The organism is Nostoc sp. ATCC 53789 (genome assembly GCF_009873495.1).
Taxonomy (GTDB): Bacteria; Cyanobacteriota; Cyanobacteriia; order Cyanobacteriales; family Nostocaceae; genus Nostoc; species Nostoc muscorum_A.
The window spans coordinates 152,683-169,364 of the sequence record NZ_CP046706.1; the positions used below are offsets into that span (position 1 = coordinate 152,683).

15 protein-coding genes are annotated in these 16,682 nt (G+C 40.9%); 6 read left to right on the plus strand and 9 right to left on the minus strand.

The window, feature by feature from the left end; genetic code table 11:
• Positions 1-2: 2 nt before the first annotated feature.
• From GJB62_RS34075 to GJB62_RS34105, 7 genes are all read right to left on the minus strand, one after another.
• Positions 3-1,061: a type IV secretion system protein gene (locus GJB62_RS34075; protein WP_114083951.1), complete on the minus strand. Its 1,059-nt coding sequence runs from the start codon at positions 1,059-1,061 to the stop codon at positions 3-5.
• Between the two features lie 250 nt (positions 1,062-1,311).
• A complete protein-coding gene (locus tag GJB62_RS34080; RefSeq protein ID WP_114083952.1) occupies positions 1,312-2,058 on the minus strand; it encodes a hypothetical protein in 747 nt (248 codons plus the stop codon).
• Positions 1,997-2,542, minus strand: coding sequence for a hypothetical protein (locus tag GJB62_RS34085; protein WP_114083953.1), 546 nt, complete (start codon positions 2,540-2,542; stop codon positions 1,997-1,999). The genes GJB62_RS34080 and GJB62_RS34085 overlap by 62 nt, the downstream gene beginning before the upstream one ends.
• Positions 2,539-5,280: a DUF87 domain-containing protein gene (locus GJB62_RS38260; RefSeq protein ID WP_114083954.1), complete on the minus strand. Its 2,742-nt coding sequence runs from the start codon at positions 5,278-5,280 to the stop codon at positions 2,539-2,541. The genes GJB62_RS34085 and GJB62_RS38260 overlap by 4 nt, the downstream gene beginning before the upstream one ends.
• Positions 5,274-5,606 (minus strand): hypothetical protein, encoded by a 333-nt coding sequence (locus GJB62_RS34095; protein WP_114083955.1) that lies wholly within the window; start codon positions 5,604-5,606, stop codon positions 5,274-5,276. Before GJB62_RS34095 ends, GJB62_RS38260 begins: the two co-directional genes overlap by 7 nt.
• Positions 5,607-5,770: 164 nt before the next feature.
• Positions 5,771-6,241 (minus strand): hypothetical protein, encoded by a 471-nt coding sequence (locus GJB62_RS34100; protein WP_228039061.1) that lies wholly within the window; start codon positions 6,239-6,241, stop codon positions 5,771-5,773.
• A gap of 395 nt (positions 6,242-6,636) precedes the next feature.
• Positions 6,637-6,786, minus strand: coding sequence for a ribbon-helix-helix protein, CopG family (locus GJB62_RS34105; RefSeq protein ID WP_114083956.1), 150 nt, complete (start codon positions 6,784-6,786; stop codon positions 6,637-6,639).
• 168 nt (positions 6,787-6,954) lie between these two features.
• On the opposite strand from GJB62_RS34105, the gene GJB62_RS34110 reads away from it, so the two are divergent.
• From GJB62_RS34110 to GJB62_RS34130, 5 genes are all read left to right on the plus strand, one after another.
• Positions 6,955-7,164, plus strand: a complete 210-nt coding sequence (locus GJB62_RS34110) for a hypothetical protein (protein WP_147262545.1) — start codon at positions 6,955-6,957, stop codon at positions 7,162-7,164.
• A 321-nt stretch (positions 7,165-7,485) separates the two neighbouring features.
• Positions 7,486-8,307: a hypothetical protein gene (locus GJB62_RS34115; protein ID WP_242060912.1), complete on the plus strand. Its 822-nt coding sequence runs from the start codon at positions 7,486-7,488 to the stop codon at positions 8,305-8,307.
• Positions 8,308-8,737: 430 nt separating this feature from the next.
• Positions 8,738-8,971: a hypothetical protein gene (locus tag GJB62_RS34120; RefSeq protein ID WP_159402676.1), complete on the plus strand. Its 234-nt coding sequence runs from the start codon at positions 8,738-8,740 to the stop codon at positions 8,969-8,971.
• A 22-nt stretch (positions 8,972-8,993) separates the two neighbouring features.
• On the plus strand, positions 8,994-9,281 hold the full coding sequence (locus GJB62_RS34125) for a hypothetical protein (RefSeq protein WP_114083957.1): 288 nt from the start codon (positions 8,994-8,996) through the stop codon (positions 9,279-9,281).
• Positions 9,281-9,676 carry a type II toxin-antitoxin system VapC family toxin gene (locus GJB62_RS34130; protein ID WP_114083958.1) on the plus strand — a complete coding sequence of 132 codons (396 nt, stop codon included), beginning with the start codon at positions 9,281-9,283 and terminating at the stop codon, positions 9,674-9,676. The genes GJB62_RS34125 and GJB62_RS34130 overlap by 1 nt, the downstream gene beginning before the upstream one ends.
• 193 nt (positions 9,677-9,869) lie before the next feature.
• Here GJB62_RS34130 and GJB62_RS34135 read toward each other — a convergent pair whose 3' ends face one another.
• Positions 9,870-10,565: a hypothetical protein gene (locus tag GJB62_RS34135; RefSeq protein ID WP_114083959.1), complete on the minus strand. Its 696-nt coding sequence runs from the start codon at positions 10,563-10,565 to the stop codon at positions 9,870-9,872.
• A gap of 973 nt (positions 10,566-11,538) precedes the next feature.
• Between GJB62_RS34135 and GJB62_RS34140 the strand changes: the two genes are divergently transcribed.
• Entirely contained in the window at positions 11,539-12,201 is a 663-nt protein-coding gene (locus GJB62_RS34140; RefSeq protein ID WP_114083972.1) for a site-specific integrase, read from the plus strand.
• Between the two features lie 102 nt (positions 12,202-12,303).
• Here the strand turns inward: GJB62_RS34140 and GJB62_RS34145 are convergent, their stop codons facing one another.
• Positions 12,304-15,912 (minus strand): DUF3854 domain-containing protein, encoded by a 3,609-nt coding sequence (locus tag GJB62_RS34145; RefSeq protein WP_114083960.1) that lies wholly within the window; start codon positions 15,910-15,912, stop codon positions 12,304-12,306.
• Between the last annotated feature and the right edge of the window lie 770 nt (positions 15,913-16,682).

Genomic DNA, 16,682 nt, shown 5'->3' on the forward strand with positions numbered 1-16,682 from the left:
CCTCATTTTCTTAATCCCACAGAGAATTTAATTCCACTAGTAAAAGCTGTGAATACTGACATCCCCCCTCCTGTGCCAATGGCTACTGCAAGTAATGGCGAAAAAATTGCTTGTATTAGTTGCATCAACAATGGATTGCTTGAAGGTTTGTCAACTATCGCACTCGCAACTATACCTACTATTATCGAGTATGAAATTAGTATTAGTGTCAAACCTAGCCAACCGGACAACCAGGCATAAAGAGGCTTGCTTTCAAAAGGCAGTAAAGATAATGCCAAGAATATAGGTGCAACGTAAGCAACTAACAAAAAGGATAATTGCACTATATATTGGAAACCTGCGGATAAACCACTCAGGATCACATAAACAAGACCTTGAATTGCACTATTGACAAGTTCACCACCAATATCCAAAGGGTTCCAGCTTCCCGTACCTGAAACAGTTCCCCTTTTCTCTCTGGCTTCGCGCGCGTCTGATTGAGCTTTTTCTATACTCTCTTTGATGCAAGTTTGTCTAGGATTTGTTGTGTTGCCCTTACTATCCGTTTGAGAAGTTTCAAGTTTTTCGCATTCAGTCAAAGCTGTCTGTGTAGCTAAAATGAAACTCTGATCTGCATTCACATTCCTTATAGCATCTTTCAGCTTTACACCGTTTCTAGTAATACTTAGGATACTCCTGTTTAGATTAGCCGACACATCCTTGAGAGCGATTGTGGTATTAGCCAATAAAAAACCATTGTTAGTCAGCATTATAATTACTAACAAGGGAAAAACCATCTCACTTACAAAATTGTAAGAAAAACCTTCTTCAGCGAACTTTCTATACCAACCCAAGGAGGCAAAGCTGACTAAAACTACTGCAACCAACATTGATACAGCCACAACAGCTATATAAATAGAACTTGTCCCAGATGCTAGCTCTGCCCAATCATTAGCAAAAGATTTGACAATCAAATCTGCCCCATCAATAGCACCATCAACGATCTCACCTGAATTAGTAGTACCCGTATTTTGTCCAGGTTGCTGACCTGTTGATTGAGCTAAAAGAATAGTTAAAAGCATTTTATTTAATCAGCTATTTTATTAAAAAGGGGGAAGGGGGAAGGTGGGGCCCTCTCTGGGGATAAGGGGCGGGGGGAAAGGAAAGGAAAAAAAGAGTAAAACTTTTCCCATACGATGCAAAGCAAGTATTTTAAAATATGGAGAATATTACAAGAGATAATACTCACCACGTAGTGCGATTGCAGCGTAGAACCACTCTTACTCCATTATTTTTAAATATGTATCGGGCTTCTTTTCCCCTTCCCCCTCTTTATTGATTTTCCCAAAAAGCATCATTGACGGCAGCAGAATGCAATATTTGTCTAGCTGCTGCATTAGATTCTTGCTGCTCAAGTCTTGCTTGTTCATCCATACGGCTAGAAATATCAGCAAGATTAATATTTGCAGCAGCTAATGAACGGGATTGTTTCTGAGCTTCTGCATGAATTGATTTGCTAACCACAGCCGTTTGTAAATTTTGGACAGCCATCTTTTTTAAGATGTCTTGGGTGATAACATCCTGCTGGGCAGCATCAGCGTTATCTGAAGATTGCGAAATCGCATCATTGGTTATTTGGGCTTCTTGAGCTTGTACTCTTTGACCCTCTCCACCTAATACTGATTGAGATTGACCGCGAGTGTATTGCTGATTCCATTCTCTAATAGCATCCTGGGCTTGAATCCGAGGGTCTAATACTAGTAATTGAGTTTCTTGCTGTTGTAAAACTTCCTCAATGTTCTTGCCAGCTTTTAAAGGATCGGGAATTCCTAAATCACCTACACTAGATTGAATTGCCTGATTTAATTCCGCTTCCAGCTTTCCTACAGCTTTAGTAAATTCTTTTTGATAGCTATTTATGTAAGTTTGTAAGCTATTGTAAATTTCTTGAAATTGCAGCAAAAAAGATTGATTTGAATTATTGCTAGATTCGACATTAGCTGCATTGGCTGGAATACTAGAAAAATAAATTTGAACTACTACCCCTGAGATCACGATCAACTGGTTGAAATTCTTCATATAAATTCTCCAAACGAACTACAAAAGGGGTTTTTGCACAATACGAACTAACAGTTGCTTGTTGATTTTTCAAATCAAAAGAAACAGCTTTAACCAGCAATGACTCAGGAGGATAATTAGCCTTTGATAATAAACTTTTAAAAAAACCATTCTCATAAACCACAGTATTTGGTGGAAGAGTAGAAACAGGCTTGTTGTAAAGTAAAAGATATCTACTGTCTACTTCGTATTGAGAATTTATTCCAGGCTGCTTTAGTCCGGGAGTCACTATATTATTGTATTTGAGGTTTCTCAAACTCGGACTCCGTTTAACTGCATCCTCTCCCATTTTCATATACACTTTACAATTATTTTCTTGACTAGCAATAAACTTCTCATATTTCGCTTGATTGTCTTTCCATACTTGAAAACTTCCAATTGATACTACACCTGCCAATATTGCCAATAAAATCTTGTTTTGAATTAATAATGCAAGAATTTTCATAATGGTTTCCCTTGCTTAATGCACTCAACATAATACTTTGAAAATTCTGCCACCCAAGTGAACTTATCATTGTAATTTTTTTTAAACTTGTCTCGTGATTCTTGCTCCTCCCTACCATTCACAACCAAACCCAAAAGGGGAGATGAAGGATAATAACGGCATCTTATATATTTATTGTTGTAGTCCAACAGCCATAACGTATATAGCTCTTGGATGTTTGGCATGAAAGTTTCATTTACATCTATAATTTCTCTCGGCATACCAAGCAATTCCGAAAAACTTCTCGCTGCCCCAGGGACAATTCGCCCGATTAATCGACAAGGCATATTTTGTAATATTTGTTCCCCTGCTTCTGATTTGGCAATCGAAATCACATCTTGAGCAGCTAGAGCAATGCGACATCCTGATTTCCGAGCCGTAGCACATTTACGGCCTACTAACCGAGATAACGACGGGAACCGTAGCAATACACTCGCCTCATCCATGAAAAACATACTGTTTGTCGATGATAGTGATTGTCTCGATGCCGCAATATACGCTGACATCCCGAACACCTCTGCTTCTCTATCTGATTGCAGATTCGTTAATGCAAACGTAATTAGCTTGCTGTCTGTTTGGAAAGTTGAAGGTTTACAAATTGCATTTCCTATTGAGCTTGCTTGCCAGTACTGTAGTCGTAAGCGTATATAATTGAGCGCCTTATCAACATTCTCATCCTCATAGCCTAAATCAATACAATCGGCACAAAAAAACTGTTCCATATCAACTAGAGTCGGCGTGTTATCCCACTCTGGGGTTCCGATTCCTGCTGAGTGTGCCAACTCAAAACGTCGTTCAATATCTGGATTCTCGTAAAAAGCTTTTGTCCCTAAAGGTATCAACGATTCTATTGTTTGAGCAAGGAACCCCTCAAACTGCTGTGAACCCAGAACCAACTGCAACACTATTAGATTTACATCATTGCGATGTGCTTTTACCCTGTCTTCTCTTTGTTCTAATGGGATTTTTGATAAATCTAGCGGCTGAACAATATTATTTGATTGTCTGGAGATATCAAAGTAGAATCCGTTGTAGTATGGCGTAAAATCTCCGAAGGTTCCTGAACCGTCATCGTTTGGCAAATCTATAATTAATACCGACATATCTTTTGCCAAGCACTCCGCAATAATTGACGATACTAATACTGATTTCCCACTCCCTGTAGTCCCAATAATCATTACATTTTTCGTTTTTGAGAAATCTATCCAAACTGATGAGTGCCCTTCATCTGCAATCAATTCAAAGCCTTTTTCATCGGCTTTCATATTCTGTATTACTGGCGTTAATCCGATTATCTCGCTCGTGAAAAATGTTGTCCGTCTGTTGTAAGGGCTGGTTAGTTGGGGTTTTTGTTTTATCAGTAAAGTATCTAACCAGATAGACCATGCATACTGGGTTTCACGTATTAACTCCGTTGGCTGATTTATATAACCTGAAATCAGTCTGCAAGCATCATCAATTTCTTCCAGCGAGTTGCGGTATACAAGAACAATTAATGCTAGATTTTCTGGCGTGTCACCTGTGTATAACTGCTTTTGGGCGTTTACAGACCATTCAGTATTAATCTGTGATGCTACGTCTATAGTTTTTTTGCTGGCACTAATTTCCGCATGACGCGAACGCCTAGTTATTAACTGTTGAGTTAGCCTAGTCAGTTTTTGATCGGCTGGGCTGATTTCTGTGATGATTTCAACATCATAAATCACTTCACGCGAAAACACATTCCATAAAAAGCGCACCTGATCCCTAGTAGAAGCAAATGCTTCTGGTTTTTGAGCCAGCGTCATCACTCCTACATATTTTTTCTCTTTATTTTTACTTGGTAGGCATACCCATTGCCTATCAGCGTAGGGAATCCCATTGTTTAAAAGTACTGAAGTCGCGTGTAATTGGTCAATATATTGTGATTTTAATGGTGACGCTTCGTTAATTTCTTCCCTCAAACCCGATTCATCAAATACTAGTGTATGTGGCACTTTTACACTTTTCGCTCCCAGGCAATAAGTTAAATCATTCCATAGCTCCTTTTCTGTTTTCGGTGATGGGAATAATTTCATTTCAGATAATATCTGCTGATGTCTCAATGATACATTTATTGCTTTTTCCAGAATCTGGATTAAATTTTTCTTTGTCAGTTCAGTTGCCCCCGTTGGTGTAAACCGACGCTGTAAAAAATTCGCCAGCTTCACTATCGCTCTATCTACAGCATCGCCTCCCTCTGTCCCTCCTGGTTTAATAGTGAAAGTTGTATAAATGTTCAATTTTATATTTTTACGCTGCCGTCGCCGCGACAGTTCTTGCATTCTCGCTACTTGCCCCCAATCCAGAAACTCACTTTCAGGAGATACTGGATTTGTTAATCTCTCTCGATATGCTTCAAATACTTCTGATTCATTACATAAAGAAGACCAGCGAAAAGTAAATTTTTCTCCCTGGGGAATTTCTTTGCAACCATTCTCAAAAGCTTTCGCTATTGCTTCTACTTGTTCATCCGAATTAAACAACGGATGAAACCCTGTGCAGCTATATCCAAATACTAATTGTAAAGTATTATTCGTGTCACTTACTTGCTTTTTACTTAACAAATACGCCCCAATATTATAGCTGCCTTTTTTCAATCTAATTATTGTGGTCAAATCCAAAAAATCTTCAAAAGCCGATACTTTTTTGACATTTGGAGAATTCTTAATTTTCACCATGATTTAGGAATTTTTTTAGAGCCTGCTCTTTTCTTGTTTTGAGGAGAAGAGTATTTGACGTATCCTCTAGACCATATTGGAACACCTGGGAACACTCTAGACCAAAATAAATAAGGTCGTTTCCCTGATAAAACTAAAGCTGTAGCACTTACCCAAACACCTATCAATATGCTCCATATCATTCCTATGCCAAATAAGAATGCTATGAAAAAACCTACTCCAAACGAAACTAAAGAAATCGCAAACTGAAAACCAGTCAAAATCCCTATTGAGGCATTTTGACCTAAAGATTGATTAACTTGTTTAATTTGTGGTTGTTGTTTCATAAAATAGGAAATAGAGAACGGGCAATAGGGAACAGAATTAAGGATGAGAAAGGAGTGACTAAAAAGGAGGACTGGGAAGGCTGGAAAACATTTTCTTCCCCTGCTCTTTTAAAAAGACGTTCATTAAGTGTGTTCCCTGTTCCCTGTTCCCTGTTCCCTTTTAATTAACAAGCTGCTGTGACACCAGCAAAAAGAATGTTTTGGGCGATGAATAACACCAAAGTCACAAAAAATATGCCTATAGGTTGTTGCACTATCTGCGTTACTTCTTGTCCGTCTCCCAGTGCATTAGCCACCTTCACTCCAGACGCTACGAAATAAACGAATAACATCACTGTTATTGCGGCGTTTATTACTGCGGGTAAGGCGTTAATAGAGGCATTTCCTGTAGCAGCTGCTGTTCCAAACATACACGTCAATGCAATTTGTGTTGGGTCAAATAGTCCAAACGCATGGGCTGGCATTGTTTGAAAAGCCACAATCAACGTTGTCCCAGCTGCATATATCTGATATTGGTATTTCAAACCTACTTTGCCAATCAGCTTGGCAATTACCTGATTCTTAGTTTTAGCTCTTTGGCGTGACCCGTGTTCGTTTCTATTACTTACCAAAACAATCGCTCCTTTGTTTGTCATAAATAGTCAGATAAGTCTAATTGTGTTACCTCGAAACTTAAGAGAAGAATACATTCGTCAGAATCAAGAGTATGGCGATTCATGTCCTTGGTTCCATAATTTATCCCTTCATCCAGAGAATAACTTTTGACATTACGCATCTATAACCGCTACTTAATATTAACGATTGCCAAAAAATAGCAGTGCCAAATTACAACACTAAAGTAGAATTTCTTTGAGATAAATATTCACCATATTTATTTTCTTTCTACTGTTAGTGACTGCATCATACTATCACATCAACTAAACCTTGAGACAAACTTAACAAGCTTTTTTGTGAACTTTTTTCACAGGATGTAAGACAGAATTCAAAGATTATCGTCCTACTTTATTCAGTTATTCATTGATGAGCTTACTCAATAATTAATTTCTCTCTCTCTAATCAGCCTTTTGATTGTAGTTGATAGACTTGTACCCCAATCAGAGGCGATTTTCTCTAATCTTTCACGTTCAAACTCATCTAGATAAACTGGTAGAGAAGCTTTTTTCTTTTTGGAATTCTTCATAGATAACTTGTCTCTTACTTTTGACATATTATGCTGATTTATCGATTTTTTAAGCTAAATATTCTGACTTCTATAATGTTTTTATGATATTATTACAATATTACTTTATTCTCAGGTTATGCGATTACACCCATACTTGTAGGAGCATATTATAAGGGGAGTCAAATTATGCGTTCCAAGTCAAATAAACATAATTCTGCCAGTGTTACACTTCGCGTAGAACCAAAATATGTGAGTGATTTAAAGCTCTATTCACAGGTGGTTGGAAGAAATCAGTCTGAGATTCTGCGGGAATTGCTTATATCTGCCCTCAACTCCATCCCTGAACATCAAAGAAGAGCTATGGAAATTATTGCTCAGTGTAGAACCTCTAACTAATTGCCAATTCTCACTTGTAGCTCTACTACAACCCTCCTAAGAAAGTGAGGGTTTTATTATTAGTTAAAGGGAAGGGAAAGGGAAAATTCCATCCTTTCCCCTTTACACCCGCGCCTCATCCCCAGGCCCCACCTGACCCTTTCCCCACAAATACCAAGAAGTCTATAGCATGAATCGCTTTGACAACATGAAAAACAAAGCGAAGCTTCAACTTACTCAAATACTTTACAATAGGTGTGAAACTGTCAATTCCTCTCCAATTCACTCGATGTTGTTTCATAACTATACGAGTGTCGCAAAGTTTAGTTAATTTCAAACTTGATGAATAGCCCCTTTCCTTTATCACCTCCCCAAAAAGCAATCGAGTCATTATTAGCATTGCGAGATTACTACGCACCTCTTGTAGAAGAGTACGAAAAATTATATACCCTAGCCAAAGCCAATCTGACTCATGTAGAAGCTCTATTATCTAACTGGTCTTTGGCTGAGGAGGTGGCTAATGAAGAATTCACCTCTGAAAAAGGAAAAAACTTCTTCTTATTCTTAAGTGAGGAATCTGTTAATGACGATGTTGAACCTATTACCCATCTTGAGCTAGACGATTCACAGGATACATCAACAGTCGCAACACAATTGCTTGAGTCCACTCAACAAAACATATTCACACTTATACAAGCTTGGTCAGGTGAAGAATCTGATGCAGCTACAGATACTTCAGCACTCCTAGAGCCACCTATAGAAACATCAACTCAACAGCGACTGCAATATGGAACCGAGACGGTCATCCTGCCTATTTTCAAATCCCTGTCTCGCCTGGAAGCTATTGAACAGGTATTGGCAGAACACATTGGCACAATTGTTCACATCGATTTTATTGTCAAAACACTTTATGGGGAGTTAGAGCCAGATGCCTTCAAGCTCATCAAAGGCAGAGTTCAATCATCCCTCACTCATGGCAAGGAAACTAACAAATGGTTCAGTGTCCCTACTAAACCGGGATGTTATACTCTCTCTTTAACTTTGCTACCCAAACCGGAGACGAAAAATTCGTCCACCAGAGTCAAAGGCAAAAATAAGAAACAAGTTTTGCCGCCCCAGCCCAAAGACATACCAATGCTCGAAGAATTTCAGGGTCAGTTTTAATTGATGCACTAACAACTTTTCTAGAAAATAATTCCAGTAAAGTTTTCGGGGTTTCAGAAATTACCAACGGAATCTATGGCGAACTCACTGCGACTGAGATTAAAGAAGTGAAAAACAAGGTATTGAATGAGTTATCACGGGGTCATCGCACAGGGCGATTCACTAGGGTTCCTGAGCAGATTGGTTTTTATACCTGGGACTTAGAGTTGCTCAACAAGTAGAAACGATTAATTATCGAACAGAATTCAGGAGTCAGGAGTCAGGAGTCAGAATTCAGTTGGGTATTCTGTTGATCCGGTATTTAATGAATTAGGCGATCGCATCCAAGATAATCAAGTTCAGGGCATCCAGTCGTTGGAAATCTCCGTTGGGCAAGTGATAGCCTACCGCTTGATGATGGTTTTCCCTATGTTGATAAAGCTACTTATTTATGCGGATATTTGAAGTAGCGTTAAAAGTAATTCCACGCATTGGTGATGAAAAGAAACGCCTGACTGAAGAAAAAGCGTTATTAGATTTGTGGTTGGCTATGGATGAAATCAAAGCGAAAGTGTCTTATGTGCAACCTGAGCTATCCTTAAATTATGGACAAATGAGTTTTAATTTAGAGATTGATGATTGGGGGCTGTTCACCGTTAACAGACAACTGTTAACCGTCAACTAATAATTACAGGAGATAATCAAATATGAAGGTTAGAGGGATAAAACGTGGTCAAAATATTGAAATTCTAGAACAACTTAATAATATTCCAGATGGGACAGAGATAATCATAGACGTAGAATTTATTGCCAATCAAATTATAGAACCACAGCCACTATTAACAAACGAGGAGAGACTAGCTAGACTCAATCAATTATTTGGGGTTTGGAAGAACCAACCGGAATTAGGAGAAATATTTACAGAGATTGACCAACAGCGCCATGCTTATAAAGGCAGAACCATAGACTCACTTGATAATCAGGATTTAGGCTAATGTATCTGCTAGATACCAATATTTGCATTGCACTGCTGAACGAAAATCCCCAAGCTGTTACTAAATTTAATCGCTTTTTCAGTCAATGCTATCTCTCTATCATTGTAGTTGCAGAACTATATAAAGGCGTTTATTGTTCTCAACAGGTGGCCAAAAATCTAGATATATTAGCGCAGTTTACTGAATTACTACCAGTAGAACCATTTGGAATAGAAGCAGCTATCGAATTTGGCAAGATTCAAAGCGAACTCAGAAAAATTGGGAAACCAACCGGAGAATTTGATGCTTTGATTGCTGCTGTAGCTTGTTCTCGTGACGATATTCTTGTTACTAACAATATCAAAGATTTTATTAATATTCCCAACTTAAAATTAGATAACTGGTTAGAAAGTTGAAAAACCTGCGTGAATATTCTTGGAAAATTAGTTACACCAGCAACACCCACAACACCATCACTGATTTTTACATTCCTGCTTTAGAGTGCGCCATTCAATATGACCGTAAGGCACGTTTTTTTTAGCAGACCATGCACGCCGTAAAACTCTTCAAGACCGCAAAAAAACGCCCAATCGCTTGTTACAGTTAATACTAACTTGCCGGCTGATATAATCCCGTATTTTCGTTAAATTCCCACCCCAACCCTGCTCTATCTTTGCCCTTACACCATGCTACAAAAAGCGGTGGGGGAAGATTAATTCGCTCCTTGCGTACACTTTCTTCACTTACACCAAGTCTCTTGGCTAAACCTTCTTCAGTTAACGGTTGCATTCGGGGAGTATGCACTTTGAAGGATGAATTATTGTAGTACGATTTCTGTCCCCGCTTTTGTTGGTTGTTGAGATAGTCTTGAATTTTAATGATCGCCTCAGCCAACTGTGTCATTCGGGCTGCCATCTTTTCAATTTTTTGTTCTAAATTGGCGAGATTATCAATTGCTGTGGTTTGGTTGCTATTAGATTCATTTGAAAACTCTGACTCGAGCTTATCAAGTCTTTCGCAAATAGCTCTTATCGTTTCATTAGTCGGACTGCTGTGATTTTTATTACTCTCAACCAAGTACTTCTCTACACTTGCCTTAATCTTTGAATCTAGGCGTTCGTCTAAATCGTTACCACCTATTGCATCAACATTATCTTGGGAATCGCCTAAGTAGAGATCGATAAATTCGAGCAGCGTGGCTGTTGCTGTTGTGCCTTTCGAGTTGCAACAGGCGATAAACTGCTCCCACTTCCTTTGGTCACAGTTGAAAGATGCTAATTTTTTTTTCCGCCCTGTATTGCTCATGGAAAGGGTATCATCTAGGTAAACTTCGACTGCCCACGCTTATTAAATCGTGTAATTCATCATGATGAATTACCTTGATAGTATCATCGCCAAATGTGTCAGCGCATTCTTCAAGCGATGGTTTTTGTAAAGAGATGCTACTGCCAACGGCTACCATTGGCGATCAAAAATTATCTCAGGCTTAAACACTTGCAGGATTCCTTTATCTAATTTTTGCTCATCGAAACAGTGCTGAGTACCTAGTTAGATTCCTAAGTAAGAAAGCAATAATTGCATCCAGTACAGTCAGTCTGTACCCCTACGGGGATCTTGCTACGCATAGCGTCTCTAAAAGTTGCCCCTGCTTTTAAGCCCTGGTGTCTATTAAAGAATTAATTGTCAGTTTTAAATAATTAGTGTCCAAACGCATCGGAGAAAAGTTTGAGTTTTTGGGGAGCAAGTTTTACCCGTTTCTTGAAGAATTTTTTATAGAGCAATCAAACCACTCTCAAAAAATAAACTGAAAATGACTCTATAGTTTTATGTCGTTATAGCGATGAAAAAGCGGGCTATTCCGATAAGCTTGATTTGGCATGAAAGCAACAGAAGCAGGGAAGAATTTTGTACAAGTTTCTTAAAATAAGCACCTTTTCCCGTTTTCTTTAACCCAAACCTACACCTGTAATATTTATGTAGTAAACTGTTAGAAGTATGCTCTTTGACCTGTTGTATTACTGATTAACTATAAAGTCATTATTGGTTTATTTTTTCACCTATTTTTAGGTTTTTCTTTTAGAGGTGTATTTTTAGGGGGAACCACAAAAAAAGATACCAGCCTTGTTCTTAATTGCTCGTTGTGTGGCGTGGATCTGGATCGTACTTTCGTATCTTTATGAGCGGGTCTGCATAGCTGCGAAAATTGCACCCCGTAGCAATTCCTGTCCCGTGGACTGGGATAATAAGAACAGGGCGGGGTGTTGATGGGACAGCAACCTTGAAAATTGATAGGCATGGTCAAGCAAAGATTCTGTCTTTGCAGGAAATCCAACTTCTGTTCTCGCAGGGGGTAGACTCGCTACGAGACAAAGCGCTGTTTGCGGTGATGCTTTACACAGCGTGTCGAGTGAACGAAGCAGTGACGTTGCTTAAGCGCGACGTATATGATGCCAAAGGAAAAGTCAGAGCCAAAATCATCTTTCGCAAAGGTAACACGAAAGGGAAACTGGCTACCCGTGCCATCCCGGTAATTCAAGAATTGCGAGTCAGGTTGCAAGCATATAAACCGCGTGATGATTCTCCTTGGCTGTTCCCTGGAAATGCTGACCACTCAAGAGCCAATAACCACCTGCACCGGGATTCGGCATTGTGGATATTGCGAGTCGCTTGCAAAAAAATAGGAGTTGAAGGCATAAGCTCTCACAGCTTTCGGCGCACAGCACTCACCTCGATGAGTAATGCCGGAATTCCCTTAAGAGTGATTCAGGAAATCTCTGGGCATCGCACGTTGGACGAGCTGTACAAGTACCTGGAGGTGAGAGAAGATCAAGTATTGGGAGCGGTATCATCTTTAGCACTACTTGCTCCGGTTGATGAAGACGACTTCGGGAAATCCTGGTTAGTCGAAGTGACCGATAATTCAGTAAAGAAAAGGCATTGACCCCATTTTACCAAAAAATCGATTTAGCAAAGCAGCATCAGCGCAATTGCTGAAAGCAAAAGTAGAAATTGCTTCAATGATGCGGTTAGTTATGACGAAAGTTTAGGAGAACTCCATCGGCAACACCTCTTCACTTAGCAAGGCATAAAATTCCGGGACAAGAGATTCCACAAGTCGCAGTTCACTCGCTGCGATCGCCTCAAGCTCCAGCACCGTCTCCCACCGCAAATCACTCTGCCATCGTTTGAGAATGCCTTTAATTGCGTCCACTCCACGAGAAATGCCAGAGCGAAGTATTTCTACGCAATGGAGTAAGGTAGTGCGAACGGTCGGAGGCGACTCAAATTCGGTAGTATCCTCCCCTTGCCAATGGGAGTTCCCTATAGCATTAGGGGGGGGTGTGGATACGGCCTGCTGATTGGGGGTTACACTATACGCAGCAGGGGTTTGAGCAGCATAATAGGTTCGATTTTCTTTTTGATTACGCTTTTCCACGCGATGAGCAATTACATGCATTGCAAATTCTAATTCCTCTTTAGATAAAGAAAAAAGTTTCACTTGTTGACCGCGCTTGCCCTGCTTGCGGAAAGTCAGTTTTAGCCCCAGCTGCTCTACTAAAGTAGCTAGCAACCAAATAGGTTTACAGTCTAGGGGAATAGTAAACCCAAGAATTGCTTTGACGTGAGCAGCACAATGTATAGCGATCTCCGTCATCTTGAGCAAAGTGGGGTCATCGGCGGTAACTTCATCACCCTTCATTAAACTTAAGAGAATTTGATGCAGTCCCAGGTTAAATCTAGCCAGCCACCGTGCGGAATAATTGCCCCAATCGATGCACAAAGGTAGATTGTCGCGCTCGGTGCGGTCTTTTTGGGTGACAATTGTTGGTGGTGTAGGATAACTTTGCCCGGTTTTGGGGTCAGTAAACGATTCTTCGGGTGGGGCTAAAATTGCCTCAAGTCCAGCGATCGCTCTAATTAATCGACCACCTTTATCCATTTCTACGAGCGATTCGGTTACTTCGATGCCGTAAGAATCAGAAATGCGGAACTTTTCACATTCAAAAATTTCATTAGGGTCAAGGTAATCTTTGCTCTGACGGGCACGGTACTCGCTCAAAGTAATATTCTTGGCCTTGGCAACAGCCGAATTGTGGGCACTATCCAAAGCTTGTGCTGCTGCTTTTAGACTTTCAAGAGATTGAGGATCTGAATCACTGCCCACATATATAAATGTATTGCCCATTTCGGTGAGGAGCGATCGCAAGTCATCACGCAGATTATTCAGAGAATAGTGGCGGTTAGCCATAATTTGGCAGTAAGCCTCAAGCGCCCAATCTTTCTCTGCGCCCCGCTTACCCGTTTCTCTGTCAATTCGCAACAGAAAAGCGGTCATTTCATTGGTTTGGAGCAAGCGCTCTTTAATCTTAGTAGCATTGGTATCCTTGTAACCAAAGGGAGGACGCTTTGCCACCCAAATATGAAACGGGACTTTTGGACGATAACGGTAAAGCTGTTGGGCGCATTCAGTAGCAGTTTGGGAAACGCCGTGAAACACACCAAATACTAAGTCAAAATGATACTCAGAAATATCGACACCAGTACCGAGACTGGGAGAGGCGAACAAGGCATCAAAGTTTTTGACGGCGTTGGTGATATCTTTGATGAAAGCGACATTCTCATCACTGCCAGAATTGTCAGAGTGAACCGACCAGATACGCCATGAAGTCCTACGGACTGGGCAAGGGGTAAGGGGTAAGGGGGAAAGGGTGGAGGAATCTGTTAATTCTTCCTTTACCCCTTCCCCTTTAACCTTTTCCCCGCCAAGTTCACTTGGCGAACTACTAGATTCTTCGTAGTTGATAGTAAAGGATTTGTCGAGTTTTTTGATGAAACGCTTACTGTCACTAGCAACCATAACTTTTTCTCCAAGCATCAACGCTGCCGAGATTTGGGCGACTATGGCGCTTGAATTATCCCCCTCGTACCAATAAATTGTGCGTGAACCGTTTCGCCACTCGTTTTTAATGATGTAAGGTACTTCACCGAGTGGTCGCATGGAGCGGAAGAAATCCACAGTCAGGTCATCCATGTGTGCATCAGCGATGACGACCAGTGGCGCATTGTATACTATATATTCCAGTACCTCCAAAATGGCGGCGCGATGCTGTTTGCAAGTATTACTGTGTAGTAAGTGAGTGAGGTATTGGCAGGTTTCATCTATAAATATGCAGCCGTAGGTGAGAGACTGAGTATTCAGCTTATGCAAGCTGTCGATAGTAATACTAAGGGCTTGAGCCTGGGCTAAACCTGTGTAACCCAAGTCTGAATACATTGCCGTCTGCAAACGTTCGGCAAGATTTTTCAACAAGTTAACCCGATGTCCATTGTTGAGGAACCGCGCGTCGGGGTTTTGGTCACGCCACCAGCGCATGAGTTGGGTTTTCCCTGTACCCATGTCGCTCCACAGTACGACTAATCCTTTTTCTGGAAAACGGAAGGATTTTTTGGGAGCAGGGGAGGCTCTTGGGCAGGGGGGCAAGGGGGCAGGGGGGAAAGAATTTATACAAAAACTCTCCTTTGCTCCACTACTTTCCTGCTCCACTACTTTCCTGCTCCCCTGCTCCCCTGCTCCTTTAACACAGGGGGTAAACAATTTTTCTTCTGCGATATCATAAAGTGGCGGGACAGATGAACATTTTTCCTCCAGATCCGGAATGCAGAGTGCTTGGGTCAAATATTTAATATTGACTGTGACATCTGGTTTGTACTTACTTAGTCCCCATTTTTTCGCCCGATACGAGCGCTGGTAATCGGCAAGTGATTTGGCATCGTCTATAATTGCAGTTAGTAGTGCATTGGCATCTTCACTGCGACTAACTACAAAATCATCAACGCCTTTTTCTGGCCCCGGCAGTAATGCAACTTCACATTCAGAACCTGCCGATTCGATTGCTTTTGCAGTGCGAACAGTGGCTTGAAACACCGACCATCTGGTTTTAGAAGAAGTTTCGTAGTCAAATAAAATAATGAACTTGCGTCCCGCCTGAGCCATTGGTACTAAGTCAGGATGCAACCGTTCATCAAAATCCTGTTTGCCCACGCGCCCGTTCCAAATTCCCGGAAGTGCGATCGCTACAAACCCCAGACTCAGCAAGCAAGCAGCCTTTTTTTCCCCTTCGCATAAGATAATCGGAATTTCTGGGTGTTGCTTTATCCACTCCCAAAATATTAGTGGATTGAGTTTATCCAACAGGCGCAGCGCTAAAAGTGAATGATAGCGCTTAATTAAATAACGCTTTGCAACTCTGTCCCAGATAGGGTTAGCGACATCAAAGTAGGTAACGCGGTTGGGAGTTTTGGGGGGTGACTCGTATTTGACGGGTTTCCCTTTTTGCCAATCAATGCGAGGAAAGTTGGGCTTGATCCTTCCCCACTCCATTGGTTGCCAGTTTTTGAATGGGTCAAGTGATTGAATCCACGTCCCACCCAGTAATAGATGCTGATACAGCTTTAAGTATCCATCTGTTACCCGACCCGCATTCTTACGTGGGATTTTATCAGATATGAACAGGAAATCATAAACTGATTCTCCCTCTACATGGAAAAAGTTGCGCTCAATCAACGCCGGATGAATGGCGCTACCAGCTAACAACTCATGGTATTCCGCAGCCGTGAGATTGTTTGGATATTCAGTTGTCGCTGAATTCATCGGTTCTCTCCTCGGAATCCCTTGGAGAGAACTCTTTCAAGCTGCGAAACGCAAGGTTTAGTAGTCTGCCAACCCAAAATTGCTGGGTGGAGGTCGGCGCTTGTGCAGGGGAGCAGGGGAGCAGAGGAGAGGCTTATACAAGTTCTTTCCCCTCTGCCCCTCTGCCCCTCTGCCCCTCTGCTAACCTCCATGCAAAGTTGACTTGCCAGACTACTAGCCTGGATATTCCGAAAATTTCCCTTCGTCACAGCACAAAATTGCCATGCGAAAGCTGCACTCGACCCCATGCGCTCTAACACTGCGCTCTTGGGGCGTTCTCTGTTTGTCATGATATTTTCCCCTGATAACTCGGTTTACAAGTTCAGAGGGGGTTGCATCAGTTAACAGTTAACAGTTATCTAATCTTGGACTCTACTCCCAACTAGTAACTGGTAATTGGCAACTGTTATTCGTGCTGCTACTGCTTTTAACTACAAAATTTGGAACATTTTCTTAACAAAACTTAACTTGACACAAAAATATTAATTTTGACAGCCAAAAGTGCCACACAAAACTAGGCGTTTCGTGTGACTTCTCGTATAATACGAGAAGCAGCGCAAATTTTATCTCATCTGACCAGTTAGTGGAATGCAAGTCGCCAAACTTTAAACGCCACTGTCTTGGTTGCTTTGAGATAATCCCGCTCTGAAATTATTCAGTTTTTTGCTCTTTGGACAAAGCGCTTACTCCTTAGTGGCATTTTGTCCTTTAAATTTTTGGTGCTATTGTAT